Below are 24,191 nucleotides of genomic sequence, written 5' to 3' on the forward strand. Positions count from 1 at the left end.
GTTCTTGATTACTTGACCGTGCCCTTGGGCAGCACCTGGACCACGGCGCCGCGCTGCACCTGCACCTCGACGCCATCGGCGATCTCGACGTGGATGTAGCTCTCGCCCAGCTTGGAGACCTTGCCGAGCAGTCCGCCGGCGACCACGACCTCGTCGCCCTTGGCGATCGCCTCGATCATGGCCTTGTGCTCCTTGGCCCGCTTCATCTGCGGGCGGATCATCACGAAGTACATCACCACGAACAGCAGCACGAACGGCAGCATGCCGGCGATGCCGCCGCCGAACGGCGTCTGGGCGCCCGCGGCGGGTGCGGCCTGGGCAAAGGCTTCGGAAATGAACACGGCGGAATCCTTAGGGAGAGGTGGAGACGGAATGAAAAGCCCGCGATTGTAGGTTGTGGCGTTCACGCCGAGTCCGGGCACGCCGCCCGGATTCTTTTTTGCGGCCGGGTTGACATGGCTTTCGCAAATCCCCCATAATCCGCAGCTTCGCCGAAACACCGGTTGCCCAGAACAGGGCAGCAGAGGAAGCGGCTTCGCCCACACCACGGGCCCAAGACTGGCTGCACGCAAGTGCGGTCCAAGTTGGGGACAGAACATGATTCAAATGCAATCGCGGCTTGACGTCGCGGACAACACTGGCGCGAAATCCGTCATGTGCATCAAGGTGCTCGGCGGCTCCAAGCGCCGCTATGCCGGCATCGGTGACGTGATCAAGGTCAGCATCAAGGAAGCTGCGCCGCGCGGTCGCGTGAAGAAGGGCGAGGTTTACAGCGCCGTCGTCGTTCGCACCGCCAAGGGCGTTCGCCGCCAGGATGGCTCGCTGGTCAAGTTCGACGGCAATGCCGCCGTCCTGCTGAACGCCAAGCTCGAGCCGATCGGCACCCGCATCTTCGGCCCGGTGACGCGCGAACTGCGCACCGAGCGCTTCATGAAGATCGTTTCGCTCGCACCTGAAGTGCTCTGAGCTGAGACAAGTCAAAGGACGAGCCATGAACAAGATTCGTACGGGCGACGAGGTCATCGTGTTGACCGGTCGCGACAAGGGCAAGCGCGGCAAGGTCGTCGCGCGCATCGATGCTGACCACGTGACGGTCGACGGCGTGAACGTCGTCAAGAAGCATGTCAAGCCGAACCCGATGAAGGGCGCCACCGGCGGCATCGTCGACAAGGTCATGCCGATCCATCAGTCGAACGTCGCCATCTTCAATGCGGCGACCGGCAAGGGCGATCGCGTGGGCATCAAGCTGTTGTCCGACGGCAAGAAGGTTCGCGTGTTCAAGTCCAGCGGCCAAGAAATCAAGGCATAAGAGGTCAGCCATGGCACGTTTGCAACAGTTTTATCGCGAGAAGGTCGTCCCCGACCTGGTCAAGAAGTTCGGCTACACCTCGACGATGCAGGTTCCCCGCATCACGAAGATCACGCTCAACATGGGCGTGAGCGAAGCCGTCTCCGACAAGAAGGTCATGGAACACGCCGTCGGCGACCTGACCAAGATCGCCGGCCAGAAGCCCGTGGTCACCAAGTCGAAGAAGGCCATCGCCGGCTTCAAGATCCGTGACGGCGTGCCCATCGGCTGCATGGTCACGCTGCGCGGCGTCCAGATGTATGAGTTCCTGGACCGCTTCGTGACGATCGCGCTGCCCCGTGTCCGCGACTTCCGCGGCATCTCGGGTCGTTCGTTCGACGGCCGTGGCAACTACAACATCGGCGTCAAGGAACAGATCATCTTCCCCGAGATCGAGTACGACAAGGTCGATGCGCTGCGTGGTCTGAACATCAGCATCACGACGACTGCCAAGAGCGACGACGAAGCCAAGGCGCTTCTCGCTTCGTTCAAATTCCCGTTCAAGAACTGAGGTGGCCCGTGGCTAAGACATCCCTCATCCAGCGCGAACTGAAGCGCGAGCAACTGGTTGCCAAGTTCGCGAAGAAGTATGCCGAGCTGAAGGCCACGGCGAACGACGCGAAGAAGTCCGACGAAGAGCGCTACGCCGCGCGCCTGGAGCTGCAGAAGCTGCCGCGCAACGCGTACCCGACCCGTCAGCGCAACCGCTGCGAACTGACCGGCCGCCCGCGCGGCACCTTCCGCAAGTTCGGCCTGGGCCGCAACAAGATCCGCGAACTCGCGTTCAAGGGCGACATCCCCGGTGTCGTCAAGGCCAGCTGGTAATCGGCAGGACGATCAGGAGATATTCGAATGAGCATGAGTGATCCTATCGCCGATATGCTGACGCGTATCCGCAACGCACAGATGGTCCAGAAGACCTCCGTGACGATGCCGGCGTCGAAGCTGAAAGTGGCGATCGCGCAAGTCCTGAAGGACGAGGGCTACATCGAGACGTTCAACGTGGTGGGCGAACAGGCCAAGCCGCAGCTGGAAGTCGCGCTGAAGTACTACGCCGGCCGCCCCGTGATCGAGCACATCGAGCGCGTGAGCCGTCCCGGCCTGCGCATCTACAAGGGCCGCCACGACATCCCGAACGTCATGAACGGGCTCGGTGTTGCCATCGTGACCACGCCGAAGGGCGTCATGACGGACCGCAAGGCTCGCCAGGCCGGCATCGGCGGCGAAGTGCTCTGCTACGTCGCCTAAGGAACGGAGAAGCGAATGTCCCGCGTAGGAAAAATGCCGATCGCGCTCCCGCAAGGCGTGGATGTGTCGATCACCGCTGACAAGATCAGCGTCAAGGGTTCGCTCGGCACGCTGGTGCGTCCGGTGAACGCCCTGGTGGCCGTGAAGAACGAAGGCGGCAAGCTGCAGTTCGCGCCGGCCAACGACAGCGTCGAAGCCGATGCGATGTCGGGCACGATGCGTGCGCTGGTGGCCAACATGGTCAACGGCGTGAGCAAGGGTTTCGAGAAGAAGCTGACCCTGGTCGGCGTGGGCTTCCGTGCCCAGGCCGCCGGCACCAAGCTGAACCTGCAGATCGGGTTCTCGCACCCGGTGAGCAAGGACATGCCGGCCGGCATCAAGGTCGAGTGCCCGACGCAGACCGAAATCATCATCAAGGGTTCCGACCGCCAGGTCGTCGGCCAGATCGCCGCTGAAGTCCGCGCGATCCGTCCGCCCGAGCCCTACAAGGGCAAGGGCATTCGTTATGCCGACGAAAAGGTCTCCCTCAAAGAGACCAAGAAGAAGTAAGGAGCGAACGACATGTTGAACAAGAAAGATCAGCGCATCCGTCGCTCCCGCCAGACCCGTGCCCGCATTGCGACGCAACGCGTGGCCCGCCTGACGGTCTTCCGCACCAACCTGCACATCTACGCCAGCGTCATTTCCGACGACGGCCAGAAGGTGCTGGCCACCGCCTCCACCGTCGAAGCCGACGTCCGCAAGGAACTGGGCGCGGCCGGCAAGGGCGGCAACGTGGCAGCCGCGACGGTCATCGGCAAGCGCATCGCCGAGAAGGCGAAGGCCGCCGGCGTCGAGAAGGTGGCATTCGATCGCGCCGGGTTTGCATACCACGGCCGCATCAAGGCACTGGCTGACGCGGCTCGCGAAGCCGGTCTGCAGTTCTGACGAGGAATTCGACAATGGCAAAGTTTCAACCCCGCGCCCAGACCGAAGGCAATGACGACGGCCTGAAGGAAAAGATGATCGCGGTCAACCGCGTCACCAAGGTGGTCAAGGGCGGCCGCACGCTGAGCTTCGCGGCACTGACCGTGGTCGGCGACGGCGACGGCCGCATCGGCATGGGCAAGGGCAAGGCGAAGGAAGTTCCGGTCGCCGTGCAGAAGGCGATGGAATCGGCCCGCCGCAACATGGTCAAGGTCTCGCTGAAGAACGGCTCGATCCACCACAAGGTGATCGGCGAGCACGGTGCTTCGCGCGTCCTGATGGCGCCGGCCAAGCCGGGTGACGGCATCATCGCCGGCGGACCGATGCGCGCCGTGTTCGAGGTGATGGGCGTGACCGACATCGTCTGCAAGAGCCTCGGTTCGACCAACCCATACAACCTCGTCCGCGCCACGCTGAATGCCCTGAAGCATGTCAGCACGCCGGCCGAGATCGCCGCCAAGCGCGGCCTGACGGTCGAGCAGATCCTCGGCTGACCGGCACGCGGAGAAACATCATGGCTGACAAGAAAACCGTCAAGATCAAGCTGGTCCGCAGCATCGCCGGCACGCGCGAATCGCACCGCGCGACCGTGCGCGGCCTGGGCCTGCGCAAGCTGAACAGCGAATCGACGCTGGAAGACACGCCCGCAGTGCGCGGCATGATCACCAAGGTCCAGTACCTGGTGAAGGTCCTCTGAGCCTGGGAACGAACATGGAACTCAATACCCTCAAGCCCGCGTCGGGCGCGAAGCATGCCAAGCGCCGTGTCGGCCGCGGCATCGGTTCGGGCCTGGGCAAGACGGCAGGCCGTGGCCACAAGGGCCAGAAGTCGCGTGCCGGTGGCTACCACAAGGTCGGCTTCGAAGGCGGCCAGATGCCGCTGCAACGTCGCCTGCCGAAGCGCGGCTTCAAGTCGGCGCTGCTGAAGTACAACGCCGAGGTCACGCTGTCCGACCTCGAAGTGCTGGCCGCCGATGAAGTCGACGTGCTGACGCTGAAGCAAGCCGGCCTGGTCGGCCAGCTGGCCAAGGTGGTCAAGGTCATCAACACCGGTGCGCTGACCAAGAAGGTCGCGCTCAAGGGCATCGGCGCCACCGCCGGCGCCAAGGCCGCGATCGAAGCCGCTGGCGGCTCGGTGGCGTAAGCCGAGCTTCCAAGCCTTTTCATCCACACCTACGGGACGCGCTTCAGTGGCAACCAACGCGAATCAGCTGGCCAAGAGCGGCAAGTTCGGTGACCTTCGTCGCCGGCTTGTCTTCCTGGTGTTGGCGCTCGTCGTGTACCGCATCGGCGCGCACATCCCGGTGCCGGGCATCAACCCCGACCAGCTGCAGGCCTTGTTCAAGGGCCAGCAGGGCGGGATCCTGAGCCTGTTCAACATGTTCTCGGGCGGCGCGCTGTCGCGCTTCACCGTCTTTGCGCTGGGCATCATGCCCTACATCTCGGCGTCGATCATCATGCAGCTGATGACCTACGTGGTGCCGAGCCTGGAGGCGCTGAAGAAGGAAGGCGAATCGGGCCGCCGCAAGATCACGCAGTACACGCGCTACGGCACGCTGGGCCTCGCGGTGTTCCAGTCGCTGAGCATCGCGCTCGCGCTGGAGGGCTCGCCCGGCCTGGTGGTCTCGCCCGGTTTCGGCTTCCGCATGACGGCGGTCGTCAGCTTGGTGGCCGGCACGATGTTCCTGATGTGGCTGGGTGAGCAGGTCACCGAACGCGGCCTCGGCAACGGCATCTCGATCCTGATCTTCGGTGGCATCGCCGCCGGCCTGCCGAGCGCCATCGGCGGCCTGCTCGAGCTGGTGCGCAGCGGCGCGATGAGCGTGCCGGCGATGCTGTTCATCCTGGTGGTGATCGCTGCGGTGACCTTCGCCGTCGTGTTCGTCGAACGCGGCCAGCGCAAGATACTGGTCAACTACGCGAAGCGCCAGGTCGGCAACAAGGTCTACGGCGGCCAGTCGTCGCACCTGCCGCTGAAGCTGAACATGTCGGGCGTGATCCCGCCGATCTTCGCGTCGTCGATCATCCTGCTGCCGGCCACCGTGGTGAGCTGGTTCGCCACCGGCGAGAGCCTGCGCTGGCTGAAGGACTTGGCCAGCCTGCTGTCGCCGGGCCAGCCGATCTACGTGATGCTGTATGCCGCGGCCATCGTCTTCTTCTGCTTCTTCTACACGGCGCTGGTGTTCAACAGCCGCGAGACCGCAGACAACCTGAAGAAGAGCGGCGCGTTCATCCCGGGCATCCGCCCGGGCGACCAGACGGCCAAGCACATCGACCGCATCCTGTCGCGCCTGACGCTGGCCGGTGCGATCTACATCACGTTGGTCTGCCTGCTGCCCGAATTCCTGGTGCTGAAGTACAACGTGCCGTTCTATTTTGGTGGAACCTCGCTGCTGATCATCGTGGTGGTCACGATGGACTTCTGGGCGCAGGTGCAGTCGTATGTGATGAGTCAGCAGTACGAGTCGCTGCTGAAGAAGGCGAATTTCAAGGCGAGCTGAGGCCGGCAACGGCCGCAGACAAGCAACACGAAACCGACAGGCATGGCGAAAGACGACGTCATTCAGATGCAAGGCGAGATTCTGGAGAATCTGCCGAATGCCACGTTTCGTGTGAAGTTGGAGAACGGGCACATCGTGCTGGGGCACATCTCCGGAAAGATGCGGATGCACTACATCCGGATCCTTCCCGGCGACAAGGTCACGGTCGAGTTGACGCCCTACGATTTGACGCGGGCCCGCATCGTGTTCCGGGCCAAGTAAGTGTCGGGACACGACGAGTTTGAATCAGGTAAGCGCTCTGAAAGGGCCTAGGAGAAGAGTATGAAAGTTGCAGCATCGGTCAAGGTGATGTGCCGGAATTGCAAGATCATCCGTCGCAAGGGCGTTGTGCGCGTGATCTGCACGGATCCGCGCCACAAGCAGCGCCAAGGCTGAATCTGGCCTTTGACGACAAGCGAATAGAGGACGCACATGGCACGTATTGCTGGTATCAACATTCCGCCCCAGAAACACGCGGAGATCGGCCTGACGGCGATCTACGGCATCGGTCGCAGCACCGCGCAGAAGATCTGCACGAACTGCAACGTTCCGTTCGATCGCAAGATCAAGGACCTGACCGACACCGACCTGGAGAAGATCCGGGAAGAGATCGGCCGCATGACGATCGAAGGCGACCTGCGCCGCGAGATGTCCATCAACATCAAGCGCCTGATGGACCTGGGCTGCTACCGTGGCTTCCGCCACCGCCGTGGCCTGCCGGTCCGCGGCCAGCGCACGAAGACGAACGCTCGCACCCGCAAGGGCCCGCGCAAGTCCGGCGCCCTGGTCAAGAAGTGATTTGAGAGAAGGTCGATATGGCTAAAGCACCGAATACCGCTGCCCAGCGCGTGCGCAAGAAGGTCCGCAAGAATGTTGCGGACGGCATTGCCCACGTTCACGCATCGTTCAACAACACGATCATCACGATCACCGATCGTCAGGGCGGCGCGCTGTCCTGGGCGTCGAGTGGCGGCCAGGGCTTCAAGGGCTCGCGCAAGTCGACCCCCTTCGCAGCCCAGGTGGCGGCCGAGGTCGCCGGTCGTGCTGCGCAAGAGCAGGGCATCAAGAACCTGGACGTCAAGATCAAGGGCCCGGGCCCGGGTCGCGAGTCGTCGGTGCGTGCACTGGCCTCGCTGGGCATCCGGATCAACTCGATCTCCGACGTGACGCCGGTGCCGCACAACGGGTGCCGTCCGCAGAAGCGTCGTCGCATCTGATCACTGCTGTTTTTTTCGTCGCCGGCGGGTGCCATGCACCGCGCCGGCGGTTTCGTTAGGCGCAGAGCCTGAAGCCCACCGTCCGAGCGCTCAGAACAACACTCGCCGGACTCGCATGAGCCCCCAGGGCCCATGTCAGATTGACCAAAGGAAGCAACGTGGCACGTTATCTTGGACCCAAGGGCAAGCTTGCCCGCCGTGAAGGCACCGACCTGTTCCTGAAGAGCGCGCGTCGCGCCATCGGTGACAAGGTCAAGTTCGACAGCAAACCCGGCCAGCACGGCCGCACCTCCGGCTCGCGCACCTCCGACTTCGGCCTGCAGCTGCGCGAGAAGCAGAAGGTCAAGCGCATGTACGGCATCCTGGAGCGCCAGTTCCGCCGCTACTTCGCCGAGGCCGAGCGCCGCAAGGGCAACACCGGTGCCAACCTGCTGCTGCTGCTCGAATCGCGCCTGGACAACGTGGTCTACCGCATGGGCTTCGGCTCGACCCGCGCCGAAGGCCGCCAGCTGGTGTCGCACAAGGCCATCACCGTGAACGGTGAAGTCGTCAACATCGCGTCGTACCTGGTCAAGGCCGGCGACGTGGTCGCGGTGCGCGAGAAGTCGAAGAAGCAGCTGCGCATCACCGATGCCGTCAAGCTGGCCGAATCGCAGGGCATGCCGAACTGGGTCCAGGTGGACGCCAGCAAGCTCGAAGGCATCTTCAAGAAGGCGCCGGACCGCGACGAATTCGGTGCCGACATCAAGGAAGCGCTGATTGTCGAGTTGTACTCGCGCTGATCCGGTGTGGTGCTGCGCCGGCGCGGCCCGCAAGGGTTGCTGCGCCGGCGGGTGCGTGTTTCCTCGTGCGGCTGCGGCACCCGCTGCGGCCGTTGGTCCCTCAGCCTTATCGGTGTAACGAACCGAGGGTATTGAAAGAAAGACCTCATGCAAACAAATCTGCTCAAACCCAAAGCCATCAATGTGGAGCCGCTGGGCGGCAACCGCGCCAAGGTCACGCTCGAACCGTTCGAGCGCGGCTATGGCCACACGCTGGGCAATGCGCTGCGTCGCGTGCTGCTGTCGTCGATGGTGGGGTATGCGCCGACCGAAGTGACGATCGCCGGCGTGCTCCACGAGTACTCGACCGTCGACGGCGTGCAGGAAGACGTGGTTCACATCATGCTGAACCTCAAGGGCGTCGTGTTCCGCCTGCACAACCGCGACGAAGTGACGCTGGTGCTGCGCAAGGAAGGTGAAGGCCCCGTCACCGCCGGCGACATCCAGACGCCGCACGACGTGGAGATCATCAACCCGGATCACGTCATCGCCCACCTGTCGCAAGGCGGCAAGCTGGACATGCAGATCAAGGTCGAGAAGGGCCGCGGCTACGTGCCGGGCACGCTGCGCCGCTATGGCGACGAGCCGACCAAGTCGATCGGCCGCATCGTGCTGGATGCTTCGTTCTCGCCGGTGGCGCGCGTCAGCTACACCGTCGAAAGCGCTCGCGTCGAGCAGCGCACCGACCTGGACAAGCTGGTGATGGAGATCGTGACCAACGGCGCCATCACGCCGGAAGAAGCGATCCGCGCATCGGCCAAGATCCTGGTCGAGCAGCTGGCCGTGTTCGCGCAGCTGGAAGGCAGCGAGATCGCCGCGTTCGACCAGCCGGCCCAGCGCAGCACGCAGTTCGATCCGATCCTGCTGCGCCCGGTCGACGAGCTCGAGCTGACGGTGCGTTCGGCCAACTGCCTGAAGGCCGAGAACATCTATTACATCGGCGACCTGATCCAGCGCACCGAGACCGAGCTGCTGAAGACGCCGAACCTGGGTCGCAAGTCGCTCAACGAAATCAAGGAAGTGCTGGCCTCGCGTGGTCTCACGCTGGGCGCACGCCTCGAGAACTGGCCCCCGCAAGGCCTCGACAAGCGGTAACGCGCTTGATCGTGCAACCCCTCAGTACCTCGTACGGCTGGGGGCTCATAAGTTAGTCAAGAAAGGAAAGCACCATGCGCCACCGTAACGGACTTCGCAAACTCAACCGCACATCGGAGCACCGCGCCGCGATGCTGCGCAACATGTGCAACTCGCTGCTGACGCACGAGGCGATCAAGACCACGGTCCCCAAGGCCAAGGAACTGCGCCGCGTCGTCGAGCCGCTGATCACGCTGGCCAAGGAGCCGACGCTGGCCAACCGCCGCCTCGCCTTCGACCGCACGCGCGACCGCGACGTCGTCACCAAGCTCTTCAACGAACTCGGCCCGCGCTACAAGGCGCGCCCGGGCGGCTACACCCGCATCCTGAAGATGGGCTACCGTGTCGGCGACAACGCGCCGATGGCTTTCGTCGAGCTGGTGGATCGCCCGGAAGTGGCCGAAGAGGCAGCGACCGACAACGCCTGAGTCACCACTCTGCGTTGAACCGAAGGGGGTCGGCCATGTGCCGGCCCTTTTTTCTTGGCGATGGCACACTGGGGCCCCATGCCCGAGCCGATCTTCCGCATTGCCCACCTGCACAAGAAGTTCGGCGACAACACCGTCGTCAACGACCTGTCGCTCGAGATCCAGCCCGGCGAATGCCTGGGCGTGATCGGGCCGAACGGCGCCGGCAAGACGACCACCATCCGCATGTGCCTCGGCCTCGTCGGCCCCGATGCCGGCGAAGTGCATGCCTTCGGCCTGCCGATCCCGCAGCAGGTGCGCGAGGCCAAGAAGCGCATCGGCGTCGTCACGCAGTTCGACAGCCTCGACCCCGACTTCACCTGCGCCGAAAACCTGCGCGTGTACGGCCGCTATTTCGGCTTGCCGAAGGCGACCATCGAGGCGCGCATCCCGAAGCTGCTGGAATTTGCGGCGCTGCAATCGAAGGCGGATGCCAAGCCGGGCGAACTGTCCGGTGGCATGAAGCGCCGGCTCAGCCTGGGCCGTGCGCTGATCAACGACCCCGACCTGCTGTTGCTCGACGAGCCGACGACCGGGCTCGACCCGCAGGCGCGCCACCTGATGTGGGAGCGGCTGCAGAACCTGCTGCAGCAGGGCAAGGCCATCCTGCTGACCACCCACTTCATGGACGAGGCCGAGCGCCTGTGCGACCGCCTGCTGGTGCTGGACCACGGCCGGAAGATTGCCGAAGGCACGCCGCGCGGCCTGATCGGCGAACACCTGGAGAGCGACGTCGTCGAGGTGTTCGGCGATGGCGCGCTGCCGATGGCTGCGCAGTATGCGAGCCTGGCCGAGCGCRTCGAGACCAGCGGCGAGACGGTGTTCTTCTATGTGCGCCAACCGCAGCCCTTGCTGCAGGCGCTGGGGCAGCACCATGACATCCGCACGTTGCACCGGCCCGCGAACCTCGAGGATCTTTTCCTCAAGCTGACGGGTCGCCAGATCCGCGACGAATGATGGCAGCCCCCTTCGCTTCGCTCCAGCGCCCCAGGGGCCCCCGGCGGGTGGCTTGATGGAGTCCGCATGCTGATCTCTTTCTACGCCGCTCCCCGCATCACCGTCCGCTTCTGGCCGGTGGTGCTGCGCAACCTGCTGGTGTGGCGCAAGCTCGCGGTGCCCAGCGTGCTGGGCAACATCGCCGAGCCGCTGATCACGCTGGTGGCCTTCGGCTACGGGCTGGGCTCGATGATCGGCCAGGTGCAGGGGCTGCCCTACATCGAGTACCTGGCCTCGGGCAGCATCGCCGTCAGCTGCGCGCTGGCCGCCACCTTCGAAGGCCTGTACTCGGCCTACTCGCGCATGCAGGTGCAGAAGACCTGGGACAGCATCATGAATGCGCCGATCGCGCTCGACGACATCGTGTTCGCCGAGATGCTGTGGGCGGCGATCAAGTCGGTGTTCACCGTCGCCGCCATCATGGCGGTGATCTTCGTGCTGGGCATCAGCCGCGCGCCGACCATGCTGCTGGCGCTGCCGCTGCTGTGCTTCGTCGGCGTCACCTTCGCGTCGATCGCGCTGGTGTTCAACGCGCTGGCCCAGGGCTACGACTTCTTCACCTACTACTTCACGCTCGTGATGACGCCGATGACCTTCCTGTCCGGCGTGTACTTCCCGATCGAGCAGATGCCGGGCTGGCTGCAGGCGATTGCCCACGTGCTGCCGCTGACGGCGGCGGTCGACCTGGTGCGGCCGCTGGTTCTCGGCCAGTGGCCGCACCAGGTGTGGCAGCCGATGCTGGTGCTGGCGGCCTATGCACTGGGCGGCTATTACCTGGCATTGGTGCTCACCCGGCGCCGATTCTTCAAGTAGCCGGCGGAACCTGCGGGCCGCCTGCGACTCCTCCACTTTCTTACGCTGCAAGTCGACCTTCATGCGCACCTTGAACGCGATCTCCCCGTGGCGGCGATGGATGCCGGCCCTGCTGCTGGCGGGGCTGGCCCTGGCGGCGCTGGCGGCGCGCGCCGCCGACGACTTCCTCGAGCCCGAGGTCGCGTTCCGCTTCGATGCCAAGGCCCTGGACGCGAAGAGCGTCGAGGTCCGCTTCGCGATCGCGCCGGGCTACTACCTGTACCGCGAGCAGTTCAAGTTCGCCGCCGAGGGGGCGACGTTGGGCGAGCCGGGGATCCCGCCCGGCAAGGTCAAGTTCGACGAGACCTTCCAGAAGAACGTCGAGACCTACCGCAACGAGATCCGCATCGTCGTGCCGGTGCAGCAGGCGCCGGCACGCTTCACGCTGACGGTGACGAGCCAGGGCTGTGCCGACAAGGGCTTGTGCTATCCGCCGATGCCGTCGCGTGCCGACGTCGGGCTGAGCGGCTTCGGTGGCGATGGCGTGGTGCGCGTCGCGGCCGCGGGCGGCAGCAACGCCACGCAGTCGAGCGCCGTCGCGGCCGCGCTGGCCCCGCCCGCTGCCACCGCCGCGCCGACGGCCCCGCCGGGCGATGGCGACGGCATCGATGCCGCGCTGCGCGGTGGCCGCTTCTGGACCGTCGTCGGCGTCTTCTTCGTCGCCGGCGTGCTGCTGTCGCTGACGCCCTGCGTGCTGCCGATGCTGCCGATCCTGTCGTCGATCATCGTCGGCCAGGGCCACAGCGTCACGCGGGCGCGCGGCCTGGCGCTGGCCGCCAGCTATTCGCTGGGCATGGCGCTGGTCTACACCGCGTTCGGCATCGCGGCCGGCCTGGCCGGTGTCGGCCTGGCGGCCGCATTGCAGAACCCGTGGGTGCTGGGCGTGTTCTCGCTCGGGCTGGTCGTGCTGGCGCTGTCGATGTTCGGCGTCTACGAATTGCAATTGCCATCGGCGCTGACCGGCCGCCTGACCGAAGCCTCGCAGAACCTGCCGGCCGGGCGTGTGCTGAGCGTGTTCGCGATGGGCGGCGTGTCGGCGTTGATCGTCAGCCCCTGTGTCGCGGCGCCGCTGGCCGGGGCATTGGTCTACCTGAGCCAGTCGCGCGACGTGCTGCTCGGGGGCACGGCCTTGTTCTCGCTGGCGGCCGGCATGAGCATCCCGCTGCTGCTGGTCGGTGCATCGGCGGGCACGCTGCTGCCGCGCGCGGGTGCGTGGATGGATGGCGTCAAGCGCTTCTTCGGCTTGCTGCTGCTGGCGGTGGCGCTGTACACGGTGCAGCCGGTGATGCCGTCGGCGCTGGCGCTGGCGCTGTGGGGTGCGCTGCTGATCGGCGCGGCCGTGGTCACGCTGGCCGGCCAGGGCCATGCCATCGCGACGGCGCCGGGCACCCTGCTGCGCAAGTCGATCGCGGCGGTGCTGGCCTTGATCGRCGCGCTGCAACTGGTTGGGGCGGCATCGGGAGGCAGCGATCCGCTGCAGCCGCTGGCGCACCTGCGCGGCGGGGCTTCAGCGTCCGTGCAGTCGCATGGCCTGGCTTTCGCGACGGTGCGCAGCGTCGCCGAGCTCGATGCCGCGGTGCGCTCTGCGGGTCGGCCGGTGATGCTCGACTTCTATGCCGACTGGTGCGTGTCGTGCAAGGAGATGGAGCGCTTCACCTTCACCGATGCGGCCGTGCAAGCCAGGCTCGCCGGCGCCTTGCTGCTGAAGGCCGACGTCACGAAGAACAACGACGATGACCGCGCGCTGCTGAAGCGCTTCGGCCTGTTCGGCCCGCCCGGCACGATCTTCTTCGACGCGAGCGGCACCGAGCAACCGGGCACGCGCGTGATCGGCTTCCAGAAGACCGAAGAATTTCTCAAGTCCCTGCAGCGCGCGGGACTGTAAAGCTCGCGTTGGCACATGCTCCTGTGCTATAGTCACAGGCTCAGTCGCGGGGTGGAGCAGTCTGGTAGCTCGTTGGGCTCATAACCCAAAGGTCGTTGGTTCAAATCCAGCCCCCGCAACCAAATCCAGACCAAGAAGGCCCTCCATGCGAGGGCCTTTTTGCATTTCAAATCTGGCGCGGAATCAGGCGCAGACTTTGCGACATGCAGGTCCTGCAGTCTTGCAGATTCAACAGGGTCAACCATGAACATCAAACCAACCATCTTGTTTCTGTGCACGGCCGCCGTGCTCTCGTGCAACGTGATCGCCCAAGCCGCCGATGCCGGCGTGGTCACCTTGACGCCGGAAGAGATGAAATGGGACAGCGGCGGCCTCGCCGTGCGCGGCATCTCGCAGACGATCCTGCTCGGCGACCCGGCCAAGCCGGGGCCCTACACGATCCGGCTGAAGGTGCCTGCCGGCTACAAGCTCGCCCCGCACACGCATCCCGATTTGCGGCAGATCACCGTGCTGTCCGGCACCTGGTACACGGGCTATGGCGAGAAGTGGGATGCCAAGGCCTTGAAGGCCTTGCCCGCCGGCAGCTTCTACACCGAGCCGGCCAACGTTCCCCATTTTGTCGAAGTGCGCGACGAGACGGTCGTTCAAGTGACCGGCATGGGCCCCGGGGGCCGGCACTTCGTGAACCCCGCCGACGAACCCAAGTAAGCCCTCCACAGGCCCCGGTGGGGCTTTCGGCCCCTCGCTAAAATGGCTGTCCCCTGCGCCCGTGGACGGCGCCGCGCAACGCCCACGGAACGTGGGCGTTCCTGCTTTTCGACTCCCACAGAGACAGCGTGCCGATCAAGACCCTCCATTGCGCCGCCAGCGGCTTCGAGTCCGCGTGCGAAGTGAGCCTGCTGCCGGCAGGCCACCGCTCGCGGCGCCTGCACGGCCACAGCTTCCTCGCAACGCTGCGCGCCGAGCTGCCGCAGGGCTTTGCAGCGTTTCCCGGGGGCGAAGTCGAACGCCTGCGCGCCGACCTCGAGGCCCGCACGGCGCAGCTCGACTACCGGTTGCTCAACGACATCGTCGCGCAGCCCACCGACGAGAACCTCGCCCGCTGGATCCGCGCGCAGCTCGATGCGCCCGGCATCACGCAGCTGGGCATCCAGAGCACCGCGCACGGCGGTGTCGACCTCGACGTGTCGGGCCAGGCGCACGTCTGGCGCCGCTACCTGTTCCAGGCTGCGCACAAGCTGCCGAACGTGCCACTCGGCCACAAGTGCGGCCGCATGCACGGCCATGGGTTCGAGGTCATCGTGCATGCCAACCAGGACCTGGGCGCGCGCGACCTCGGCATCGACTACGACCACCTCGACGACTGCTGGGCGCCGCTGCACCACGAGCTGAACTACGGCTGCCTGAACGACATCGCCGGGCTGTCCAACCCAACCAGCGAGCTGATGTCCAGCTGGATCTGGGATCGCCTGAAGCCGGTGCTGCCCGAGCTGTCGTGGATCACCGTCTACGAGACCGCTTCGTGCGGCGCCAACTTCGACGGCCGCCACTACCGCATCTGGAAAGAGTTCACGCTCGACAGTGCGCTGCAGCTCAAGCGCGCGCCCGATGGCAGCCCGCTGCGCCGCATCCACGGCCACACCTACACGCTGCGCCTGCACCTGGCCGCGCCGCTCGACCGGCTGATGGGCTGGACGGTCGATTTCGGCGACGTGAAGACCTTGTTCGATCCGATCTTCAAGGCGCTCGACCACCGCCCGCTGTACGAGATCGACGGCCTGGAAGACGGCGACACCGCGACGCTGGCCACCTGGATCCTGCAGCAGGCGCGCGCGGTGCTGCCGATGGTCGACCGCGTCGACCTGTACGAGACGCGCGGCTGCGGCGCGATCGTCATCGCCGAGAGTGCCGACGCGGACGCCGGCCTCGCGATCCCGATCTGATCCACGGAAGCCCGCATGACCTACGCCGTCAAGGAGATGTACTACACGCTGCAGGGCGAGGGCGCGCAGACCGGCCGCCCTGCCGTGTTCTGCCGCTTCGCCGGCTGCAACCTGTGGTCGGGCCGCGAGCAGGACCGGGCCGATGCCGTCTGCCAGTTCTGCGACACCGATTTCGTCGGCACCAACGGACCGGGGGGCGGCAAGTTCGACAGCGCGCTCGCGCTTGCGCAGGCGGTGGCCTCGCACTGGCCGTCACCGCGCAGCGGCCGGCCGCTGGTGGTGTGCACCGGCGGCGAGCCGCTGTTGCAGCTCGACGAGGCGCTGGTCGACGCGTTCCATGCCCAGGGCTTCGAGGTCGCCGTCGAGACCAACGGCACCCAGCCGGCGCCCCCGGGCCTGGACTGGATCTGCGTCAGCCCGAAGGCCGATGCCGAGCTGGTGCTGACGCAGGGCCACGAGCTGAAGCTCGTGTACCCGCAACCGAAGGCGATGCCCGAGCGTTTCGCGACGCTGAAGTTCGACCACTTCTTCCTGCAGCCGATGGACGGGCTGGAGCGCAAGCGCAACACGCAGCAGGCGGTCGACTACTGCCTCGCGCACCCGCTGTGGCGGCTGAGCGTGCAGACGCACAAGTACATCGGCATCGCCTAGCGGGCCATGGACACGCTGCACGTCGTGTTCGACACCGCCATCGGCCCCTGTGCCGTGGCGTGGCGCGGGCAGGGCATCGTCGGCGTGTGGCTGCCCGATGCGGACGAGGCCAGCTTGCGGCGGTGCATCCAGCGGCGGCAGCCCGGCTCGGCCGAGGCGGTGCCGCCGGCCGCGATCCAGGACGTGGTGCAGCGCATCCAGGCCTTGATGCAGGGCGAGCGCGTCGACCTGTCGCAGTCGCCGCTGGCGCTGGACGGCCTGCCCGACTTCCATCGCCGTGCCTACGAACTCGCGCTGACGATCCAACCCGGCGACACGCGCACCTATGGCGAGATCGCGCAGCAGCTCGGCGAGCCCGGCGCCGCCCGCGCCGTCGGCCAGGCGATGGGCAGCAACCCGTTTCCGATCATCGTGCCGTGCCACCGCGTGCTGGCGGCCGGTGGCCGCTCGGGCGGCTTCTCGTCGCCGGGCGGTGTCGACACCAAGCGGCGCCTGCTGGAGATCGAGCGTGCCCGCATCGGCCGCGAACCCGGCCTGTTCGACGAGGTGTGAATGGACGCGCAACCGCAGATCGACGCCCTGATGACCGCCTTCCTGGCCGCGGTCTCGTTCGAGCCGGGCACGCAGCCCGACTATGAGCGCATTCGTGCGCTGTTCATCGCCTCGGGCCTGCTGATCAAGAACACCGCCGCCACGCCCGAGATCTCCGGCATCGACGCCTTCATCGAACCGCGGCGGGCGCTGGTGCAAGGCGGCCGCCTGACGCGCTTCCGCGAGGTCGAGGTCTCGCAACGCACGCAGGTCTTCGGCCAGGTTGCGCAGCGCATGAGCGCCTACACGAAGGATGGCATCAGCGACGGCACGGCCTTCAGCGCGCGCGGCGTCATCTTCACGCAGTTCATCAGCACGCCCGAAGGCTGGCGCATCAGTTCCATGGCCTGGGACGACGAGCGCCCCGGCCTGGCGATTCCTGGCGCCTGGCTGGCATCATCGGGCGATGTCCGATGAGTACCAGATCCATGTCCCGCCGTCGTTCTACGCGCTGTACACCGACACCCGCCAGCGCCTGACCGTGCCGCTGGCCGAGCTGCGCCAGCGCTACGAGCTGTGCGAAGACCTGTCGCAGCACCTCGGCGAGCGGGCCAGCGCCCAGCACTTCGGCACCGGCGCCGCACCCGAGGCGGTGCTGGCCGACTGCCTGCGCGGCCTGCAGGACGGGCCGGTGGTGTCGAAGGAAGAGGCGGTGTGGGTGGTGCACCGGCTGGCCGAGCTGCTCGGCTGGCCGTTCCTCGTGCTCGATGGCGGCTGAGCGCCGCCGCGGCTACTCCGCCTGGCCGGTCGCGCTGCCGTTGTTCGCCACCACGGTCGCCGGCACCGGCGCACCCTTCGGGGCCGGCGGCGGATCCAGCAGCGCAACCGTCGGGCTCTTCAAGCTGCGCGCGAAGGCCACCACCGACTGGCTCGGCTGGTACGGCATCGACTGCCACGGGTTCGCGCCATGGCTCAGCAGGAAGCTCACCATCTGCGCCTGCGCGCGATCGTCGTTCATGAAGGTCGGCACCACCACGCGCGCCAGCGGGATCCACGGCAGCTGTTGGCCCTGCGTCGACGGCACCTTGTCGACCAGCTTCGGCTCGCGCTTGAGCCACCATTCCAGCGCCGCGTAGTCGCTGGTGCGCAAGGCCTCCTCGAAGCCGGCCGCGCGCTTGCCCTGGTATGGGCCCAGCGCGGCACGCGCGGTGTGGCCGGCGGCCTCCAGCTTGCCTGCCAGCGGCGTCTGCAACGCGCTCGGGTGCAGCGCGCTCAGCGGGCTGAAGGCCAGCTTGCCGGCGGGCAGGTCGCCCTGGGCCACCCACTGCTCAATCACGCCGTCCAGCCCGACCGCGCGGGCGCCCGGCGTGCTGAGCAGGCGCAGCACGTCATGCTGCACCGCACGCGCATCGGCCTCGGCCAGGAAGCGCAGCGAACGCAGCGCCTGCGGCGAGGCCTTCGAGAAATCGGGTGCGGTCGCGGCCTGGGCCAGCGCGACCATCGGCGCCTGGTAGCAGGTCTCCGGCTGCGCGCCCTTGTCCAGCAGCTCGGGCAGGGCAGGCCAGAATTGCGGATCGCGCGTGGCGATCGTCAGCACGCATTCCTGCAGGCCGGCGTTGCGGATGTCCTCGGTCTTCAGGCTGCCCGGCTGGAACGGCAGGCAGCGGGCGGTCACGGCGCGCTGTGCCGAGTTCAGCGACRCGCAGGACTGCGGGTCGCCCTCGGTCCACTTGGCGTGGAAATGCTTCAGGATGTCCAGCGTCGGGCTGTTGTCGGTCGCGATGCCGGCGGCGCTGAGGATCGCGCTCGCGGTGGTGGTGCAGCCGCCGCACAGCAGCAGGCCCGAGATCGCGGCGCTGACCAGCGCCAGCCGTGACAGGTTCTTCATGTGGAGGCGCTCCCAACGCACAGCCGCCCGGCTCTGGGCCGGAATGGGGGATTCAGCGCAAAAGTCGCGCCATGCCGGCGGTGGCGGTCCGCGCTGGTGCACGGGCGTGCCGCCGTCCGGTGCATCCATGCACGCCGCGAGCAGCGGTGCGGGCTGGCGGCGATGTTGGGAGGCACTCGCCGGCGTAACGGGCGCGAAACGGATGCTGACGCGGGTGACGCAAATGGGAAACCCGCCCGGCCGCCCGGCGCGCGCGGCGCAAAAAACGGCAGCCCCGCGACGAGTGGTAACGCGGCGTATCGGGCCGTGCCGGCGTCAGACGCCCAGCCAGCGCGCCAGCGCCGCAGCGTCGCTGGCCAGCGTGGCCGAGCTGTCCGACAGCACGATGTGGCCTTTCTCCAGCACCACCGCGCGGTCGGTGTGCTCCAGCACGCGGCGGAAGTTGCGGTCGACGATCAGCGTGCTGATGCCGCTGGCGCGGATCTGTGCGATCACGCGCCAGATCTCGGCGACGACCAGTGGCGCCAGGCCCTCGGTCGCCTCGTCGAGGATCATCAGCTGCGGGTGCGTCATCAGCGCGCGGCCGATCGCGAGCATCTGCTGCTCGCCGCCCGACAGTTGCTGGCCGCCATGGGCCAGCCGCTCGCCCAGGCGCGGAAACGTTTCCAGAACGCGCTGCAGCGTCCAGGGCGACGGGCCTTGCGGCGCCGGCCGCGCCGCCATCACCAGGTTCTCGCGCACCGACAGGTTGGGGAAGATGCCGCGCCCCTCGGGCACGTAGCCGACGCCCAGGCGCGCGACGCGCTCGGGCGCCCAGCCGGTGATCTCGCGGCCCTGCCAGTGCACGCGGCCGGCGGCCGGTCGCAGGTAGCCCATCAGCGTGCGGATCAGCGTGGTCTTGCCCATGCCGTTGCGGCCCAGCAGGCCGAGCGCACTGCCGGCCGGCAGCGACAGCGAAACGCCTTGCAGCACGCGGCTGTCGCCGTAGCCCGCGTGCAGCGCGTCGACCTGCAGAAGAGGCGGGGGGGGCGTCATGCGTGCGCCTCGCCCAGATAGGCGACGATGACCTCGGGGTGTTCGCGGATGCGCTGCGGCACGTCGCTCGCGATCACCTCGCCGTTCACCATCACCGTGATGCGGTCGGCCACGCGGAACACCGCGTCCATGTCGTGCTCGACCAGCAGGATCGCGTGCCCGGCCTTCAGCGACTGCAGCAGCGCCAGCATGCGGCCGGTCTCCTCGGCGCCCATGCCGGCCAGCGGCTCGTCGAGCAGCAGCACGCGCGGGCGGGTCGCCAGGCACATCGCGATCTCGAGCTGGCGCTTCTGGCCGTGGCTCAGCGTGCCGGCGATGCGCTGCGCGTCGTCGGCCAGGCCGGCGGCATGCAAGGCCTCGTCGGCCACCGCCAGGCTGCGCGTGCAACGCTGCGCCGATTGCCACAGGTGCCATGGCTGCTGCAACGCGGCCTGCGCGCTGAGCCGGCAGTTCTCGCGCACGCTGAAGCTGTCGAAGATGGTGGTGCGCTGGTAGCTGCGGCCGACGCCGGCGCGCGCGCGGCGCGGCTGCGACCAGCCGGTGATGTCCTCGCCGTCCAGCCGCACCTGCCCCGACGACAGCGGCAGCTCGCCCGACAGCAGGTTGATCAGCGTCGACTTGCCGGCGCCGTTGGTGCCGATCACGGCATGCACTTCGCCCAGCTGCAGTTCGAGCGAGACGGCGTTGACCGCTGCCAGCCCGCCGAAGCGCCGCGTCAGCTGCGTGGCCTGCATCATGGCGTCGCCGCCTTTCGCCACCGGATGCCCACCAGCCCGCGCGGCAGCAGCGCGACGAAGGCGATGATCGTGAAGCCCAGCGTCATCTGCCAGTGCGCGGCCAGCGGCCCGACCAGGCCTTCGCTCGCGAACAGCTCCTTGAGCAGCGTGAAGGCCAGCGCGCCGACCACCGCGCCGCGCAGCGGCCCCAGCCCGCCGAGGATGATCATCAGCAGCACCGCGCCCGATTCATGCCACGACAGCAGCTCCGGGTTGACGACGCCGTCCTGGATCGCCAGCAGGCAGCCGGCCAGCCCCGCCAGCGCGCCGGCGATCACGAAGGCGGCGAGCTTGTAGCCGTAGGTGCGGAAGCCCACCGCACGCATGCGCGCCTCGTTGACGCGGATGCCTTGCAGCGCGTGGCCGAAGCGCGAGCGCAGCAGCAGGGCCAGCAAGCCCCAGGTGAACGCGAGCGAGGCCAGCACCAGCGCGTAGACGTGGCGCTTGTTCTCCAGGTCGAGCAGCTGGACGCCGCCGAGCGCCAGTGTGGGCCGCACGTACAGGTAGATGCCGTCGCTGCCGCCGCCCAGCTTGGTGTCGTGGAACACGAAGTAGGCCATCTGCGCGAAGGCCAGCGTCACCATGATGAAGTAGACGCCGCGCGTGCGCAGGCTCAGCGCGCCGACGAACAGCGCATACGCCGCGGCGCCCGCCACCGCCGCCGGCAGCAGCCACCACAGCGATGCGCCTTCGCCCTGCGGCGAACCCAGCACCGTGACGTAGGCGCCGATGCCGAGGAAGGCCGCATGCCCCAGGCTCACCAGCCCGGTCGTGCCCACCAGCAGCTGCAGGCTCAGCGCGAAGATCGCCGAGACCAGGATCTTCACCGTCAGGTCCATCAGGTACGGCGACAACACGGCCGGCAACGCGGCCAGCGCCAGCAGCACCAGCAGCGGAAGCGCGCGGGACAACGGCGCGAGCATCAGTGCCCCCGCTTCATCAGGCCCTCGGGCCGCCACACCAGCACGATCGCCATCAGCAGGTAGATGCCGATGCCGCTCAGCTCGGAGAAGAACACCTTGCCGAAGGTGTCGACGAAGCCGACCAGCAGCGAGGCCACCAGCGCGCCGCTGATCGAGCCGATGCCGCCGATCACGACGACGACGAAGCAGACGATCAGCACGCCGCCGCCCATGCCCGGGTACACCGACGACATCGGCGCGGCGATCATGCCGGCCAGCGCGGCGAGCGCGACGCCGGCCGCGAACACGCCGCGGTACAGCAGCCGGATGTCGATGCCCAGGCCGCGCACCATGTCGCGGTTGCTGGCGCCGGCGCGCACCATCATGCCGAGCTTCGTGCGGTTGACGACGAAGTAGAGCAGCGCGGCCACCACCAGGCAGGCGGCCGACGCGAACAGCCGGTACACCGGGTACGACATCAGCTCGCCCAGCGCGATGCTGCCGGCCAGCCAGGCCGGCGGCTGCACGCCGTGCACGTCATTGCCGAGCAGCAGGCTGCGCGCCTCCTCGAACACCAGGATCAGCGCATAGGTCATCAGCACCTGCTGCAGGTGCTCGCGCCGGTACAGGAAGCTGAAGAACGCCCATTCGAGCGCGAAGCCGAACGCGGCCGCCAGCAGCGTGCCCACCAGCAGCATCAGCAGGAACTGGTCGACGAAGTACGGCGCCAGCGCGAACGCCAGGTAGGCGCCGATCATGTAGAAGCTGCCGTGCGCCAGGTTGATCACGCCCATGATCCCGAAGATCAGCGTCAGCCCGCTGGCCAGCAGGAACAGCAAGAGGCCATATTGGATGGCGTTCAAACACTGGACAAGAAAAGTCGATAGGTCCACGACAAGCCAGACTGATCAAGCCACACCCGCGGAACCGGCTTTGCCGGGCCGCTTGGGTGGCGCCCCTTGGGGGCAGGAGCGAAGCGACTGGGGGGCCAGTGACTAGAGCTTGCAGCCGCGGGCCGGATCCGCGAGCGCCTTCACCGCGATGCCCTTGAACTCGTTGTTCGTGCCCTTCACCTCGCGCAGGTACATGTCCTGCACCGGGTTGCCGGCCGCCGACAGCGTGAACTTGCCGCGCGGGCTGTCGACCGTGGTCTTGCGCATCGCCGTCGTCAGCGCCTCGCGCTTGGAGAGGTCGCCCTTCACCGCGTTCAGCCCGGCCGCGAGCAGCTGCGCGGCGTCGTAGCCCTGCACCGCGTAGACGTCGGCATTCGCCTTGTAGGCCAGCGCGAAGCTCTTGCGGAAGGCGTTGTTGCGCGGCGTGTCGAGGTTGTCGGCGTAGTGCAGCGTGGTCTGCATGCCTTGCGCGGCGGCGCCCTGCGCCTCGAGCGTGCCGTCGGTCAGGAAGCCCGAGCCGTACAGCGGGATGGTCTTGTTCAGGCCCGCCGCGGCATAGTCCTTGACGAACTTGACCGCGCCGCCGCCGGCGAAGAACGCGAACACCGCGTCCGGCTTCTGCGCCGCGATCTCGGTCAGCAGCGCCTGGAACTCGACGTTCGGGAACGGCAGGTTCAGGTCCTTGACGACCTTGCCGCCGCCCTTCTCGAAGGCCTCGGTGAAGCCCTTGACGGCCTCGCTGCCGGCGGCGTAGTTCCAGGTGATGGTCATCGCGCGCTTGTGGCCCTTCTGCGCCATCACGACGCCGGTGGAGTAGCCCGGCTGCCAGTTCGAGAACGAGCTGCGCACGATGTTGGGCGAGCACAGCGGGCCGGTGATCGCATCGGCGCCGGCGTTCGGGATGATCAGCAGCGTGTTGCTTTCCTTCGCCGCCTTGGCCATGCCGAGCGCGACGCCCGAGTGCACCGTGCCGACCAGCACGTCGACCTGGTCGCGCTTGATCAGCTTGTTGACGTTGTCGGTCGCCTTCGACGGCTCGGATTCGTCGTCGACCTTGAAGTACTGGATCTCGCGGCCGCCGAGCTTGCCCCCCTGCTCCTGCACGTACAGCCTGAAGCCGTTCTCGATCATGTTGCCCAGGCTCGCGTAGGTGCCGGTGTAGGGCAGCATGAAGCCGACCTTGACGGGCCCGCCCACCTGCGCCTGGGCGCCGGACGCGAGGGACATCGCCAGGGCCGCGGCGGCCGAGAGTTTGATCAGGTGCATGCCAATCTCCAGTGTTGAACTGCTCAAGGGTGTGCGTCGTCGACGAAACGGCCGACCTCGTGGATCACCACGTCGGGCTGGTCGCGGTGCGGTGCGTGGCCGCACTGCGCCATCTCCAGCAGCCGCGTCTGCGGCGCGCGCCGCGCGATGCCGCGGATCTGCTCCAGCGTCCCGTACTCGTCGTCGACGCCCTGCAGCGCCAGCACCGGGCAGGTGAGGCGATGCATCTCGTCTTCGATGGTCCAGGCGCGGAAGGCCGGGTCCAGCCAGACATCGTTCCAACCGCGAAAGGCCGAGTCTGCGTCCGCATGGTAGCGCCCGAGGCGCTGCGCAAAATCGGTGCTTTCATAGGTGTCGCGGGCGCGCGCGATGCTGGCGATGCTCATGTCCTCGACCAGGATGTGCGGCGCCATCGCGACCACGCCGGCCACCGGGTGCGAGGCACCGTGCAGCAGCGCGATCGAGCCGCCATCGCTGTGGCCGAACAGGAAGGGGCGCCGGATCTCCAGCTGCTGCAGCAGCGCCGGCAGCACCTCGCGCGCCTGGGCGTGCATGAAATCGACCGGCCAGCGCTCATCGGGTGGCTTGGGCGTCGACTGGCCGTAGCCGTAGCGCGAGTACACCAGGCCGCGCAGGCCGTGCGCGTCGCACAGCTGGCGCGGGAAGTTCTTCCACATCGCGAGCGAGCCCAGGCCTTCGTGCAGGAACACGACGACGGGCCGGGTCGATGCGGCATCGCCGACCCATTGGTATTCGAGGCGCAGCGGCTTGCCGCGCCAGTCGAGTTCGGCGAACCGGATCGGTTCTGCGTAACGGCGTCCGACCATGGGCCT

35 protein-coding genes and 1 tRNA gene are annotated in these 24,191 nt (G+C 67.1%); 28 read left to right on the forward strand and 8 right to left on the reverse strand.

All coding sequences use genetic code 11. The features are described 5' to 3' along the window. Positions 1 to 8: 8 nt before the first annotated feature. Positions 9 to 341 carry a preprotein translocase subunit YajC gene (gene yajC, locus AC1DYN_RS07925; RefSeq protein WP_477958578.1) on the reverse strand — a complete coding sequence of 111 codons (333 nt, stop codon included), beginning with the start codon at positions 339 to 341 and terminating at the stop codon, positions 9 to 11. Positions 342 to 597: 256 nt separating this feature from the next. Between yajC and rplN the strand changes: the two genes are divergently transcribed. The 28 genes from rplN (at position 598) to AC1DYN_RS08065 (ending at position 17,376) form a co-directional block, all read left to right on the forward strand. After that, the gene (gene rplN / locus AC1DYN_RS07930) at positions 598 to 966 is read left to right on the forward strand and encodes a 50S ribosomal protein L14 (protein ID WP_011831006.1); all 369 of its coding nucleotides are present in this window, start codon (positions 598 to 600) and stop codon (positions 964 to 966) included. A 25-nt stretch (positions 967 to 991) separates the two neighbouring features. Further along, positions 992 to 1,309: a 50S ribosomal protein L24 gene (gene rplX / locus AC1DYN_RS07935; RefSeq protein WP_477958579.1), complete on the forward strand. Its 318-nt coding sequence runs from the start codon at positions 992 to 994 to the stop codon at positions 1,307 to 1,309. Positions 1,310 to 1,319: 10 nt separating this feature from the next. Continuing rightward, positions 1,320 to 1,859: a 50S ribosomal protein L5 gene (gene rplE, locus AC1DYN_RS07940; RefSeq protein WP_477958580.1), complete on the forward strand. Its 540-nt coding sequence runs from the start codon at positions 1,320 to 1,322 to the stop codon at positions 1,857 to 1,859. 8 nt (positions 1,860 to 1,867) lie between these two features. Next, on the forward strand, positions 1,868 to 2,173 hold the full coding sequence (gene rpsN / locus AC1DYN_RS07945) for a 30S ribosomal protein S14 (protein WP_477958581.1): 306 nt from the start codon (positions 1,868 to 1,870) through the stop codon (positions 2,171 to 2,173). A 27-nt stretch (positions 2,174 to 2,200) separates the two neighbouring features. After that, the gene (gene rpsH / locus AC1DYN_RS07950; protein ID WP_477958582.1) at positions 2,201 to 2,596 is read left to right on the forward strand and encodes a 30S ribosomal protein S8; all 396 of its coding nucleotides are present in this window, start codon (positions 2,201 to 2,203) and stop codon (positions 2,594 to 2,596) included. Positions 2,597 to 2,611: 15 nt separating this feature from the next. Next, positions 2,612 to 3,145, forward strand: coding sequence for a 50S ribosomal protein L6 (gene rplF, locus AC1DYN_RS07955; protein WP_477958583.1), 534 nt, complete (start codon positions 2,612 to 2,614; stop codon positions 3,143 to 3,145). 12 nt (positions 3,146 to 3,157) lie between these two features. Then, the gene (gene rplR / locus AC1DYN_RS07960; protein ID WP_477958584.1) at positions 3,158 to 3,523 is read left to right on the forward strand and encodes a 50S ribosomal protein L18; all 366 of its coding nucleotides are present in this window, start codon (positions 3,158 to 3,160) and stop codon (positions 3,521 to 3,523) included. Positions 3,524 to 3,537: 14 nt separating this feature from the next. Then, positions 3,538 to 4,056 carry a 30S ribosomal protein S5 gene (gene rpsE, locus AC1DYN_RS07965; protein WP_477958585.1) on the forward strand — a complete coding sequence of 173 codons (519 nt, stop codon included), beginning with the start codon at positions 3,538 to 3,540 and terminating at the stop codon, positions 4,054 to 4,056. Between the two features lie 20 nt (positions 4,057 to 4,076). Further along, on the forward strand, positions 4,077 to 4,259 hold the full coding sequence (gene rpmD, locus AC1DYN_RS07970; RefSeq protein ID WP_047507678.1) for a 50S ribosomal protein L30: 183 nt from the start codon (positions 4,077 to 4,079) through the stop codon (positions 4,257 to 4,259). 14 nt (positions 4,260 to 4,273) lie between these two features. Next, on the forward strand, positions 4,274 to 4,705 hold the full coding sequence (rplO, locus tag AC1DYN_RS07975; RefSeq protein ID WP_477958586.1) for a 50S ribosomal protein L15: 432 nt from the start codon (positions 4,274 to 4,276) through the stop codon (positions 4,703 to 4,705). Between the two features lie 46 nt (positions 4,706 to 4,751). After that, positions 4,752 to 6,062 (forward strand): preprotein translocase subunit SecY, encoded by a 1,311-nt coding sequence (gene secY / locus AC1DYN_RS07980; protein ID WP_477958587.1) that lies wholly within the window; start codon positions 4,752 to 4,754, stop codon positions 6,060 to 6,062. A 42-nt stretch (positions 6,063 to 6,104) separates the two neighbouring features. Continuing rightward, on the forward strand, positions 6,105 to 6,323 hold the full coding sequence (infA, locus tag AC1DYN_RS07985; protein ID WP_047489367.1) for a translation initiation factor IF-1: 219 nt from the start codon (positions 6,105 to 6,107) through the stop codon (positions 6,321 to 6,323). A gap of 60 nt (positions 6,324 to 6,383) precedes the next feature. Beyond that, positions 6,384 to 6,497 carry a 50S ribosomal protein L36 gene (gene rpmJ / locus AC1DYN_RS07990; RefSeq protein WP_477958588.1) on the forward strand — a complete coding sequence of 38 codons (114 nt, stop codon included), beginning with the start codon at positions 6,384 to 6,386 and terminating at the stop codon, positions 6,495 to 6,497. A 36-nt stretch (positions 6,498 to 6,533) separates the two neighbouring features. Next, positions 6,534 to 6,899, forward strand: coding sequence for a 30S ribosomal protein S13 (rpsM, locus tag AC1DYN_RS07995; RefSeq protein WP_477958589.1), 366 nt, complete (start codon positions 6,534 to 6,536; stop codon positions 6,897 to 6,899). A 17-nt stretch (positions 6,900 to 6,916) separates the two neighbouring features. Next, positions 6,917 to 7,318 carry a 30S ribosomal protein S11 gene (gene rpsK, locus AC1DYN_RS08000; protein WP_056668469.1) on the forward strand — a complete coding sequence of 134 codons (402 nt, stop codon included), beginning with the start codon at positions 6,917 to 6,919 and terminating at the stop codon, positions 7,316 to 7,318. 158 nt (positions 7,319 to 7,476) lie between these two features. Beyond that, complete coding sequence (gene rpsD, locus AC1DYN_RS08005) at positions 7,477 to 8,100, forward strand: 30S ribosomal protein S4 (RefSeq protein ID WP_477958590.1); 624 nt, start codon at positions 7,477 to 7,479, stop codon at positions 8,098 to 8,100. Positions 8,101 to 8,247: 147 nt separating this feature from the next. Beyond that, positions 8,248 to 9,234 carry a DNA-directed RNA polymerase subunit alpha gene (locus AC1DYN_RS08010; RefSeq protein ID WP_047507668.1) on the forward strand — a complete coding sequence of 329 codons (987 nt, stop codon included), beginning with the start codon at positions 8,248 to 8,250 and terminating at the stop codon, positions 9,232 to 9,234. Positions 9,235 to 9,308: 74 nt separating this feature from the next. Beyond that, on the forward strand, positions 9,309 to 9,701 hold the full coding sequence (rplQ, locus tag AC1DYN_RS08015) for a 50S ribosomal protein L17 (protein WP_477958591.1): 393 nt from the start codon (positions 9,309 to 9,311) through the stop codon (positions 9,699 to 9,701). A 78-nt stretch (positions 9,702 to 9,779) separates the two neighbouring features. Continuing rightward, positions 9,780 to 10,697, forward strand: a complete 918-nt coding sequence (locus AC1DYN_RS08020; RefSeq protein WP_477958592.1) for an ATP-binding cassette domain-containing protein — start codon at positions 9,780 to 9,782, stop codon at positions 10,695 to 10,697. Between the two features lie 66 nt (positions 10,698 to 10,763). After that, entirely contained in the window at positions 10,764 to 11,549 is a 786-nt protein-coding gene (locus tag AC1DYN_RS08025) for an ABC transporter permease (RefSeq protein ID WP_477958593.1), read from the forward strand. Positions 11,550 to 11,610: 61 nt separating this feature from the next. Further along, complete coding sequence (gene dsbD, locus AC1DYN_RS08030) at positions 11,611 to 13,473, forward strand: protein-disulfide reductase DsbD (RefSeq protein WP_477958594.1); 1,863 nt, start codon at positions 11,611 to 11,613, stop codon at positions 13,471 to 13,473. Positions 13,474 to 13,518: 45 nt separating this feature from the next. Next, positions 13,519 to 13,595: transfer RNA gene (locus tag AC1DYN_RS08035), tRNA-Met, on the forward strand. Between the two features lie 121 nt (positions 13,596 to 13,716). Beyond that, entirely contained in the window at positions 13,717 to 14,181 is a 465-nt protein-coding gene (locus AC1DYN_RS08040) for a cupin domain-containing protein (RefSeq protein ID WP_477958595.1), read from the forward strand. A 128-nt stretch (positions 14,182 to 14,309) separates the two neighbouring features. Continuing rightward, a complete protein-coding gene (locus tag AC1DYN_RS08045) occupies positions 14,310 to 15,416 on the forward strand; it encodes a 6-carboxytetrahydropterin synthase (protein WP_477958596.1) in 1,107 nt (368 codons plus the stop codon). 15 nt (positions 15,417 to 15,431) lie between these two features. Then, positions 15,432 to 16,067, forward strand: a complete 636-nt coding sequence (gene queE / locus AC1DYN_RS08050; protein WP_477958597.1) for a 7-carboxy-7-deazaguanine synthase — start codon at positions 15,432 to 15,434, stop codon at positions 16,065 to 16,067. Positions 16,068 to 16,073: 6 nt separating this feature from the next. Continuing rightward, complete coding sequence (locus AC1DYN_RS08055; protein WP_477958598.1) at positions 16,074 to 16,619, forward strand: methylated-DNA--[protein]-cysteine S-methyltransferase; 546 nt, start codon at positions 16,074 to 16,076, stop codon at positions 16,617 to 16,619. Further along, positions 16,620 to 17,075: a hypothetical protein gene (locus AC1DYN_RS08060; protein ID WP_477958599.1), complete on the forward strand. Its 456-nt coding sequence runs from the start codon at positions 16,620 to 16,622 to the stop codon at positions 17,073 to 17,075. Beyond that, positions 17,065 to 17,376 (forward strand): hypothetical protein, encoded by a 312-nt coding sequence (locus AC1DYN_RS08065; protein ID WP_477958600.1) that lies wholly within the window; start codon positions 17,065 to 17,067, stop codon positions 17,374 to 17,376. Before AC1DYN_RS08060 ends, AC1DYN_RS08065 begins: the two co-directional genes overlap by 11 nt. Before the next feature lie 12 nt (positions 17,377 to 17,388). Here the strand turns inward: AC1DYN_RS08065 and AC1DYN_RS08070 are convergent, their stop codons facing one another. From AC1DYN_RS08070 to AC1DYN_RS08100, 7 genes are all read right to left on the reverse strand, one after another. Next, entirely contained in the window at positions 17,389 to 18,486 is a 1,098-nt protein-coding gene (locus tag AC1DYN_RS08070; protein WP_477958601.1) for a hypothetical protein, read from the reverse strand. Between the two features lie 315 nt (positions 18,487 to 18,801). After that, on the reverse strand, positions 18,802 to 19,521 hold the full coding sequence (locus AC1DYN_RS08075) for an ABC transporter ATP-binding protein (RefSeq protein ID WP_477958602.1): 720 nt from the start codon (positions 19,519 to 19,521) through the stop codon (positions 18,802 to 18,804). Beyond that, positions 19,518 to 20,258: an ABC transporter ATP-binding protein gene (locus AC1DYN_RS08080; RefSeq protein WP_477958603.1), complete on the reverse strand. Its 741-nt coding sequence runs from the start codon at positions 20,256 to 20,258 to the stop codon at positions 19,518 to 19,520. The genes AC1DYN_RS08075 and AC1DYN_RS08080 overlap by 4 nt, the downstream gene beginning before the upstream one ends. After that, on the reverse strand, positions 20,255 to 21,220 hold the full coding sequence (locus AC1DYN_RS08085; RefSeq protein ID WP_477958604.1) for a branched-chain amino acid ABC transporter permease: 966 nt from the start codon (positions 21,218 to 21,220) through the stop codon (positions 20,255 to 20,257). The genes AC1DYN_RS08080 and AC1DYN_RS08085 overlap by 4 nt, the downstream gene beginning before the upstream one ends. Continuing rightward, on the reverse strand, positions 21,220 to 22,092 hold the full coding sequence (locus AC1DYN_RS08090; protein ID WP_477958605.1) for a branched-chain amino acid ABC transporter permease: 873 nt from the start codon (positions 22,090 to 22,092) through the stop codon (positions 21,220 to 21,222). Before AC1DYN_RS08090 ends, AC1DYN_RS08085 begins: the two co-directional genes overlap by 1 nt. 102 nt (positions 22,093 to 22,194) lie before the next feature. After that, complete coding sequence (locus AC1DYN_RS08095) at positions 22,195 to 23,358, reverse strand: ABC transporter substrate-binding protein (RefSeq protein WP_477958606.1); 1,164 nt, start codon at positions 23,356 to 23,358, stop codon at positions 22,195 to 22,197. A gap of 23 nt (positions 23,359 to 23,381) precedes the next feature. Then, the gene (locus tag AC1DYN_RS08100) at positions 23,382 to 24,185 is read right to left on the reverse strand and encodes an alpha/beta fold hydrolase (protein WP_477958607.1); all 804 of its coding nucleotides are present in this window, start codon (positions 24,183 to 24,185) and stop codon (positions 23,382 to 23,384) included. Positions 24,186 to 24,191: the final 6 nt, after the last annotated feature.

The sequence above is a fragment of the Rhizobacter sp. P2_D12 genome (assembly GCF_056404395.1).